The 9,608-nt window shown below is 42.1% G+C and carries 9 protein-coding genes and 1 pseudogene; 7 read left to right on the forward strand and 3 right to left on the reverse strand.

Features of this window, described 5'->3' with window-relative positions:
• The 3 genes and pseudogenes from BLQ57_RS20125 to BLQ57_RS20135 form a co-directional block, all read left to right on the forward strand.
• Positions 1-285, forward strand: a pseudogene (locus BLQ57_RS20125) (hypothetical protein); the annotation flags it as partial.
• Positions 286-353: 68 nt separating this feature from the next.
• Complete coding sequence (locus tag BLQ57_RS20130) at positions 354-1,241, forward strand: DUF808 domain-containing protein (protein WP_087941410.1); 888 nt, start codon at positions 354-356, stop codon at positions 1,239-1,241.
• Between the two features lie 76 nt (positions 1,242-1,317).
• Positions 1,318-2,334, forward strand: a complete 1,017-nt coding sequence (locus BLQ57_RS20135; protein WP_087941411.1) for a ThuA domain-containing protein — start codon at positions 1,318-1,320, stop codon at positions 2,332-2,334.
• A gap of 49 nt (positions 2,335-2,383) precedes the next feature.
• Here BLQ57_RS20135 and BLQ57_RS20140 read toward each other — a convergent pair whose 3' ends face one another.
• Positions 2,384-2,818 carry a nuclear transport factor 2 family protein gene (locus tag BLQ57_RS20140; RefSeq protein WP_087941412.1) on the reverse strand — a complete coding sequence of 145 codons (435 nt, stop codon included), beginning with the start codon at positions 2,816-2,818 and terminating at the stop codon, positions 2,384-2,386.
• A gap of 180 nt (positions 2,819-2,998) precedes the next feature.
• On the opposite strand from BLQ57_RS20140, the gene ppsA reads away from it, so the two are divergent.
• From ppsA to BLQ57_RS20155, 3 genes are all read left to right on the forward strand, one after another.
• Complete coding sequence (gene ppsA / locus BLQ57_RS20145) at positions 2,999-5,362, forward strand: phosphoenolpyruvate synthase (RefSeq protein WP_087941413.1); 2,364 nt, start codon at positions 2,999-3,001, stop codon at positions 5,360-5,362.
• Positions 5,363-5,615: 253 nt separating this feature from the next.
• The gene (locus BLQ57_RS20150; protein ID WP_087941414.1) at positions 5,616-6,581 is read left to right on the forward strand and encodes a fasciclin domain-containing protein; all 966 of its coding nucleotides are present in this window, start codon (positions 5,616-5,618) and stop codon (positions 6,579-6,581) included.
• A 276-nt stretch (positions 6,582-6,857) separates the two neighbouring features.
• Positions 6,858-8,390 carry a DUF1593 domain-containing protein gene (locus tag BLQ57_RS20155; protein ID WP_087941415.1) on the forward strand — a complete coding sequence of 511 codons (1,533 nt, stop codon included), beginning with the start codon at positions 6,858-6,860 and terminating at the stop codon, positions 8,388-8,390.
• A 5-nt stretch (positions 8,391-8,395) separates the two neighbouring features.
• Here BLQ57_RS20155 and BLQ57_RS20160 read toward each other — a convergent pair whose 3' ends face one another.
• Positions 8,396-8,599: a helix-turn-helix domain-containing protein gene (locus BLQ57_RS20160; RefSeq protein WP_087941416.1), complete on the reverse strand. Its 204-nt coding sequence runs from the start codon at positions 8,597-8,599 to the stop codon at positions 8,396-8,398.
• Between the two features lie 3 nt (positions 8,600-8,602).
• Positions 8,603-9,166, reverse strand: coding sequence for a DUF2975 domain-containing protein (locus BLQ57_RS20165; RefSeq protein WP_087941417.1), 564 nt, complete (start codon positions 9,164-9,166; stop codon positions 8,603-8,605).
• A 173-nt stretch (positions 9,167-9,339) separates the two neighbouring features.
• On the opposite strand from BLQ57_RS20165, the gene BLQ57_RS20170 reads away from it, so the two are divergent.
• On the forward strand, positions 9,340-9,608 hold a 269-nt coding region (locus BLQ57_RS20170; protein ID WP_175444683.1), incomplete at its 3' end, for a transposase family protein.

Raw genomic sequence — 9,608 nt, forward strand, 5'->3', positions numbered from 1 at the left:
GGTTATTTTTTCTCGGACAGCCAGGAAGGGATCAAAACACAGGTTTGGATGGTATTAATTGCCAATCTAATATTCACCGTGATTCACAAGCGGATCAAAGAAGCCGAGCAGTTCACCACCTTGGTGTCCATGGCCAGAGCCAACTTGATCTCCTATGTCTGCTTCCAGACCATCCTAAAAACCAACTGCCTGGTAGCAGAAGAACGAAATCTGGAAATAATACAATTGGATATCTTTGAAAGTGAGCAGGGGGGTGTTTTGAGAAAAAAAGAAAAATCACCCTAAATAGCCTGGAAACCCACTATTTTCCAACTTCAAAAAGTTACTCGGATGACAGTAAAAAACTATAAAAAATGGCTTCAGGAATATTTGCACTTTTAGACGATATAGCCACCTTGATGGATGATGTCGCCGTGATGAGTAAAGTTGCTGCAAAAAAAACGGCTGGTATTTTGGGAGATGACTTGGCTGTCAACGCGGAAAAGGCATCAGGCTTTGTGTCGGATCGAGAGCTGCCCGTCCTTTGGGCCATCATGAAAGGCTCATTACTCAATAAGCTGATCATTTTACCAATTGCATTTTTGCTAAGTGCCTTTTATCCGCCTGCAATTATTGTAATCTTAGTCATTGGGGGCCTGTATTTGGCCTACGAAGGAGCTGAGAAGATTTATCATTACCTAGTCCCAGACCCAAAGGAAAGACAGGCCCCAATAGATGAAGTCCTGACGGCAGAACAGATCCTGGGCCATGAGCGACAAAAAATCAAATCTGCTATTACGACAGACTTTATCCTCTCCGTTGAGATCGTCATCATTGCCATGAGTACAGTGGTGGATAAGCCTTTGGGGACACAAATAGGGGTGGTTTCTGTCATTGCACTCATTGCTACCGTGGGAGTTTACGGGATTGTTGGGCTGATTGTGCGTATGGATGAGTTTGGGGTGAAGCTCATCAATTTCAATGATGAGAAAGACAGTATTTCTGATAAGCTAGGCAGATTGCTAGTCAGTTCACTTCCTTGGGTCATCCGATTGCTTGCAGTCGTAGGTACCTTGGCTCTACTGCTGGTTTCTGGGGGTATTTTCGCTCATAATATTGACTTTTTTCACCGTATACTGGAATCTTGGCCTGTCCTTATCAAGGAGTTTCTAATTGGTCTGGTGGTAGGCTTTTTTGTGATGATTCCGGTGATGATTATCAAAAGTCTTTGGAGAAAAACTAATCAGAAAGCTTCGATATAGCCTTATCTTTTCCTTGAAAAATTCTAAATTAAAGTCGGTTCAAGCCAATTTCTTCTGCCTAAACTCTTCCAAACCCATGAAAGCCTTATCTAAAAGTATCGCACTTAGCCTTCTATTTACTTTTTCTACTCTATTAGCCTGCGCTCAAAATGGTCAAACTTTCCTTCAGTTTGAAGGGAAAGAAGGACCAGGAAAAGGCAAGCATATTGTGCTGGTGGCAGGAGATGATGAATATCGCTCGGAGGAATCCATGCCGATGCTTGGAAAAATCCTTGCCTATCGTTATGGGTTTAAAACGACCGTGCTATTCCCGATTCATCCCGAATCCGGAGAGGTTGTGCCTAATTTTCAAAATAATATCCCGGGGCTGGAGCATTTGGATACTGCTGATCTGATGATTATGCTAATCCGTTTTAGAGAATTGCCCGATGAGCAAACCAAGTTTATAGCGGATTTTTTAAAAGCAGGAAAACCGATCATTGGATTGCGAACCTCCACGCATGCCTTTGCCTATCAAAAAAATAAAACATCGCCTTTTGCAAAATGGGATTGGATGAGTGATTCTGACGGCTGGGAGCGAGGATTTGGGCAGCGGATTTTCGGGGAGACCTGGGTCAATCATCATGGTGTTCATGGCAAAGAAGGAACACGAGCACTCATCGATGGAGTAAATCAAATGAATGATCACCCGATTCTCCGGGGAGTAGAGGATATTTGGGGACCATCGGATGTATATGGCATTCGGAACTTACCTAAAGAAGCCAATGTATTGGTCTATGGGCAGAGTACCGATGGGATGAATCCCACTGCACCACTCATGTGGGAAAAATCTGTCATGCCTATAGCATGGACTAAACCTTATCAAATCGAAGGAGGTTCGCCGGGAATGGCCTTCGCATCTACCATGGGAGCGTCTTTGGACTTTGAAAGCGAGGATTTGCGAAAGCTGGTGATTAATGCTTCATTTTGGCTCCTGAATATGTCAGAAGCAATAGAAGCTGATATGAATGTGGATTATGTAGGAGAATATCAACCCACGATGTTTGGATTTGATACTTTTCGAAAGGGTATGCGAGTGGAGGATTTTAACTAATACATATCATGGATAGCTGGCAATCATAAGGTATTAAAAATGAGAGGGTTTACTCTTCGGGAATTGCCATGGTATGATTAGCCAGCAGTTTGTATTGACCCTCTACCTTGACGTAAGTCCTCATGTAATTATAGGTAGTCGGAGTAGGACCTCTGTCCACCACGGTGAATCCACTGACAATTGCAGTTTGCTCTAAAATGAGCACTTTTTGATCCCTAGATATTCTTTTCCGAGTATTATCCATCTGCCCAGCTTGGATTTGTTTAGCCCGGTTGACTACTTCCTTTTTACCATCCGTTAAACTGGCGTGATCGTGGACCCAGATAAAATCTTCGGACAAAAGATTTTCTAAAAACACTACATCGGACTCCAAAAGCGCTTTTTCCCAAGCAAGATCAAGTGCTATTATTTTTTGGGAATCTGTTTGGGAAAAAGAAGATAAACTGATGAAAAGCAATAATGAGATTGCAGTTAAGATTTTCATAGGACTAGATTTGAACTTATTAATATAGCTAAAATAAAGTGTTTTTTTGACCTAATCCGTTTACGATTGAATTGCTAATGCCATGATGAAAACTGATAAAAATCAATCCTTTAAGTAGTACTTAATCACTTGAATTCAAGATTTTAAGTGGTAAATTGATGAAACTCAAAGGTCAAAATCATGAAAAAATTTATTCTGCCTTTTCAGACGCTTGGCATCGGCGATGTGTCCAAAGTAGGAGGAAAAAATGCCTCTCTTGGTGAGATGTACCAAAAGTTAAACCCGCTTGGAATTAGGATTCCAAATGGCTTCGCGATAAGTGCTGATGCATATCGATTTTTTATAGATGAAAATAAATTGAAAACAGTTATTCAAGATGAATTATCTCAGCTCGACCTGAAGGAGTTTTCCAACTTGCAGCAGGTTTCTTCTACCATCAAAAAAGAGATTTTGAAAGGTAAGATGCCTGAGATGCTAGCGAATCAAATAGTGGAATTTTATCAAGAATTAAGTCAAAAGGAGGGGAGAGAGGTAGATGTAGCCGTAAGAAGTAGTGCCACTGCCGAGGACCTTCCGGGAGCTAGTTTTGCAGGGTTGCATGATTCCTTCCTCAATATTAAAGGGAAGGATGGATTAATCGAGACGGTCAGGTTTTGCTTTGCTTCACTGTATAATGCACGTGCAATCAAATACCGACATGATAAGGGTTTTGATAAACATGAAATAGCGCTTTCGGTCGGAGTACAGTTGATGGTGCGAGCAGATTTGTCTTGCAGTGGAGTGACTTTTTCTATCGACCCTGCGTCTGGCTTCGACAAGGTAGTATTAATTACTGGCTGCTGGGGATTGGGTGAAAATATCGTGCAAGGTGCGGTGATTCCAGATGAGTTTTTAGTGTTCAAGCCCAGTTTGGAGAAAGGAAAAAAAGCAATCCTCTCCAAAAAGTTAGGATCAAAGGCCAAAACGATGGTTTATTCCAAGGAAGGTGGAGTGGTCAATTTGGATACAGGTATCGAAAAGCAAAAGGCTTGGGTCCTAAGTGATGAGGAAGTGGAGCTTTTGTCCAAATGGGCTGTTCAGATAGAGCAGCATTACGGGATGCCCATGGATATCGAGTGGGCCAAGGATGGTAATTCCGGTCAATTATTTATCGTGCAGGCAAGACCGGAGACTGTCCATGCGGATAGGGATCAGTTCGCATTAAAAGAGTTTAAGCTGTTGCAAAAAGGAGAACTTTTGACTTCTGGATTTGCGATCGGAAACGGGATCACATCAGGAAAAGTCAAAATATTGAAGTCTCCATCCGAAGCCGATCAGCTGAAGGAGGGCGAGATTTTGCTTACAGAAATCACCAATCCCGATTGGGATCCTATCATGAAGAAAGCAGCTGCGATTATCACCACCAAAGGGGGGCGCACCAGCCATGCGGCAATTGTAGCCCGTGAAATGGGAGCGCTGGCGATTGTGGGTGCTGAGACTGCACTTGATACGCTACAGGATGGGGACTTGATCACCTTAGACACCTCCGCCGGCAAAACTGGAAAAGTTTACCAAGGTAAGTTGAAATGGAAAGTTACCGAGCATAATTTCAAAGGGATTAGCCTGCCCAAGACAAAGCCCATGTTTATTTTAGCTGATCCGGAAAAAGCTTTCGACCTTTCCTTTTTTCCCAATCAGGGAGTAGGGCTCATGCGGATGGAGTTTGTGGTTACCAAAAGTATTCGGGTTCACCCTATGGCTTTGGTTCATTTTGACCAATTGGAAGATAAAGAGGAAAAGGAGCAAATCGAAAGGCTTTGTTGGGGGTATTCTGATAAAAGGGAATATTTCATTGACTCCTTGTCTCAAGCCGTGGCGACTATCGCTGCTGCTTTTTATCCTAAAGATGTGATTTTGCGGATGAGCGATTTCAAAACCAATGAATATGCCAATCTCTTAGGCGGAAGACAGTTTGAGCCGGAGGAAGAGAATCCGATGCTAGGGTTTAGGGGGGCTTCACGCTACGGGCATGAGCGATATCGCGAAGGCTTCAGACTGGAGTGTATGGCCGTTAAAAGAGTAAGGGAGGATATGGGGCTGGAGAATTTGAAAGTCATGATTCCCTTTTGCCGTACACCTGAGGAAGGAAAGCAAGTGGTAAAGCTGATGCAGGAATTTGGATTAAAGCAAGGAGAAAAGGGGTTGGAAATTTATGTGATGGCTGAAATCCCCTCTAATGTGATCTTGGCTGAGGAGTTTGCAGCTGTATTTGACGGATTTTCTATCGGTTCTAATGATCTTACTCAGCTTACCTTAGGAGTGGATAGGGATTCAGAAATTTTGACCGAGCTTTTTGATGAAAATAATCCGGCAGTCAAGTGGATGATTTCAGAGGTGATACGAAAAGTCAAAGCAAAGGGTAAAAAGATCGGACTTTGCGGTCAAGCGCCAAGTGATAAATCTGACTTTGCTGCCTTCTTGATTGATCAGGGAATTGATAGCATATCATTCAACCCGGACGCCCTACTGAAAGGAATTGAAAATATGGTTAATGCTGAAAAGTGAGGGCAAATGGCCTTTGTTTTTTTAAGTTTAGGATAAAACTGCTCAATTATTGGTTTCATACCGAAAATAACTGCTTTTAAACTCGTTTTTACGTTATTCGTCTCATTTTTGGATAATAAAAGCTTTATTTTAATGATTTAATATTTTAATAATTCATTGTATAATTTGAAGAATATTTAGTTTTAATATAACTAAAGCACTTCCTGTTCGTTTCTTTTTTAACCTAACTATTATTAACCAAAATAAAACTACCATGAAAAACTCAAAGATTTTCTTTTTGAAAATACCCGCTCTCCTTGGAATGTTAGGGCTGGGTTTTGGTTTTACGTCTTGTAATGATGATACAGATCCACCTCTAGTTCCAGAAGAAGAAACGATTGTTGATATTGCCTCCAATAGCCCTGATTTTACCACCCTTACCGCAGCAGTAAATCAAGCAGGTCTCACAGAGGCTCTTTCTCAGCCTGGACCTTTGACAGTTTTTGCACCTACAGATGGAGCTTTTGCGGATTTTCTTACTGCAAATAATTTGACTGCTGATGAGCTTTTAGCCAATCCTGACTTGGCAAGCATTCTCAGCTATCATGTGATTGGTGGAGCAGTTACGGCTGATCAAGTTAGTCCCGGAGCTGTGACACCTATCAATGATATTCCATTTTATGTCAGTGAAGATCCTGATGGTAACCTCTGGATTAATGGGAATACGCAGATTATTGATACTGATATCATCGCCGATAATGGAGTCATCCATGTGTTGGATTTTGTAATCACTGCTCCTACGCAAAACATCGCTGAGATTGCAATTGAATCTACTGAGGCAGCGGAACCTGAATTTACACAACTGGTGGCAGCACTGCTACGTGCTGATTTGGCAGGAAGTGTCAGTGGTGACATGATGGATAATTTGACTGTTTTTGCGCCTACGGATGCTGCTTTTGAAAATTTGTATGCCACATTGGGAGTCAGTGGAGTAGATGAGATTCCTTTGGAAACTTTAACCGATGTTTTACTTTATCATGTGGTGCCTATACGTGCTTTTTCTCAGGACCTGAGAGATGGAGCAAGTCTTCCAACCTTATTGGAAGGTCAAGAATTATCTGTTGATTTGGCTAATCTACAAATTAATGAAAGTGGATTGATTGCTGATGCGTTGAATATCCATGCCACGAATGGTGTAATTCATGCGATCGATCAGGTGCTTTTACCCCCAAGTGAATAATGAATCTTCTTGCTTAATAGCCATAAGCAGGTTCAACCTTAACGAGTTGATTTCAAAATCAAGTTAATTGCTTTGTTCACCCATTAAAGGGAGATGCAACTAATTGTACCAATTAAATTTTTGATTGGTTAGTTTGAAAGCCGGCTATCTCTGGAAAGAGGTGGTCGGTTTTTCGTGTTTTGAGCCAAATGAAATCATTTATTAGTGTTGAGTCATAAAGAAAAAGTGAAGTTTTGTCTTTTTTTCCTTATTATCCTTTTTCAAACCTAGAGACCTATGAACGCATTGAACAAAGCTATTTCTATCGGATGGATTCTAATTTTTTTATCCTGTCAAGCGCCAGTTGAAAAAACTAAAGCGAAGGCTGATAATCCATCCCAAAACCCACGTACTATTGTCACAACCGACGGAGAGATTGATGATGTGGATTCTTTTATCAGAATGTTGCTTTATGCAAATGAGTTTCGAATTGAGGGGCTTATTTATTCCAGCAGCATGTGGCATTATAAAGGAGATGGAATGGGGACTCTCTTCACCTCCGAAATGGAAATGACTAAAAATCTGTACGGAGCTCAGACTGATCTTCGATGGCCGGGAACAGAGTGGATGAATCCGCTTTTGGATGCATATGAAGAGGTTTTTCCAAAATTAAGTCAACATGCCGAGGGTTTTCCCACAGCTGATGAACTTCGGTCTGTAGTCAGAGTAGGAAATATTGATTTCGAAGGGGAAATGGAAAGAGATACCGAAGGGTCTGACTTTATCAAAGCCAAATTATTGGACGATGAAATGGGTCCAATTTATCTCCAGGTTTGGGGAGGAACCAACACGATCGCCCGAGCTTTGAAGTCCATCGAGGATGAATATAAAGACACAGATCAATGGGAACAGATTTATCAAAAGGTCATTGATAAAGCAATTATTTACGCCATTCTCGACCAAGATGCCACTTATCGGAATTATATCGAGCCCAACTGGCCGGATGTCAAAATCTATTACAATAGCAATCAGTTTTGGTGTTTTGCCTATCCTTGGAAAGAGGCAGTGCCTCAATCTCAGCATTACCTCTTCGAAGGGGAATTTATGGGTCGTGAAATAATCAATAATCACGGACCGCTCATGAAGCAATATTATAGCTATGGAGATGGACAAAAACAGGAAGGAGATGATGAGCATATCCATGGAGATCCTACCCAATTGGAAGATGCTCAATGGGGAACTTTTGGGATTTATGATTTTATCTCAGAGGGTGATTCACCGGCTTTTTTCCATCTGATAGATGTAGGTTTGGATAATCTGGAAAATCCCCAGTGGGGCGGCTGGGGTGGTCGATTGATTCAATCAGAGGAGCAGCCCAATCGTTGGGAGGATGGTGAAAATGTCCGGGATTTTAATCCATTTACTGGAGAGATGGACGCCACTTTCCCCCAAATCCGCTGGGTGGAGGCGATTCAGCAGGACTTTGCAGCTCGGGCGGATTGGTGTGTGATGGATTATGCAGAGGCTAATCATCCGCCTACGGTGAAAGCGAAAGGGTCTCAGCAAGTCATGGCCAAGTCCGGAGAAGTGGTCTCACTTGAAGTGGAAGCCAGTGATCCGGATGGGGATGAATTGGAAATCAATTTTTGGATCTATCAGGAGGTGGGGAGCTATTTCGAAAAAGTAGAACTCACTGTAAATCAAGAATCAGTAAAGGTCCAATTGGCCGAAACAGGAACCGGAGAGCTTCATGTCATTGCCGAAGTACGGGATCGGGTAGTGCATCCCATGACGAGGTATGTGCGTTTCTTAATAAAGGTAGAGGACTGAAAGACTCATTCTTTAAATTCCAAAATATCACCGGGCTGGCATTCCAAGACTTTGCAGATAGATTCCAAGGTACTGAATCGAATGGCTTTGGCTTTGCCGGTTTTAAGAATGGACAGGTTGGAAAGGGTAATATCTACCTTTTCTGAGAGTTCATTGAGGGACATTTTCCGCTTGGCCATCATTACGTCTAAGTTTACGATAATAGGCATGACCTAGATGGTAAGTTCATTTTCTTCCTGAATCTCCACGCCTCGCTTGAAGACTATCCCGATTGCGACTAGCAGCGCTGCCATCAGCAAAAACTCAAAGCCACCACTCACCATCTGTGGCACGCGATCCAATTCATAGCCTCGTACCTGCATCCATTTGAATATACCTGAGGCAATAATGATCCCTGCCCCGATCTCAAGGGCTACGTAGCTGATCGAGGAGATCAAATTGGACACTTCACGGCTGAAAGGCTGGATCAGATTGATCTTCAGAAAAATCCGGATCATCAGGAAAAACAAGTAAGCTTTTTGGCCTGCGATAAAGAGGACGATGGAAAGTACTCCCCCGTAATACCAGGTATTTTGCTCCCGCAAAGCCGAAAGATTGAGTCCCTCATAGAGGTTTTGGGATACTACAGGATTAAACAGGCTGTAAACAAATGTAAACAAGATGGCACCGGCATTAATGCAAAGCCCGATAAAGATGGACCAGATGACCACGGTGATTAGCACCAGCGAAGGCTGACTGACCCACTTTTCTTTCCATTGAGTTTTGAGAGTGTTCATAGATGTATGGAATTTATTTTTCAATATTCAGTAAAAATTTATTGATAAACAATAAATAAAAGAAAAATAAATTTCTTGTCACCTAAAGACTCAAGGAAAACAAAGTTTTGGCTCTAGATGATTTATAGTGGGTAACTGGAAACTGATTTAGGGAAAGTATCTATTTTAGTTTCATGAACAGCAATCAGATTTTTGAGATGGCCCTAGGTCTAGAGAAGCCATGGCATGTAAAGGAGATAATAATGACAAAGCCTGAGGCTGGGCACCACGGCCAGATCGATATATATCTTGACTTCGAGAAGGGTTTTAAATTCCCGAACGGGAAGACCCATGATACGGTCGAAAGGACCTGGCAGCATCTCAATTTTTTCCAACATAAATGTTTCCTTCATGCACGGGTTCCCAGAGTACAAACAGCTGATGGCAAGACCGAAACTGTAAA

Origin of the sequence: Algoriphagus faecimaris (assembly GCF_900101705.1) — a bacterium.
Taxonomy (GTDB): domain Bacteria; phylum Bacteroidota; class Bacteroidia; order Cytophagales; family Cyclobacteriaceae; genus Algoriphagus; species Algoriphagus faecimaris.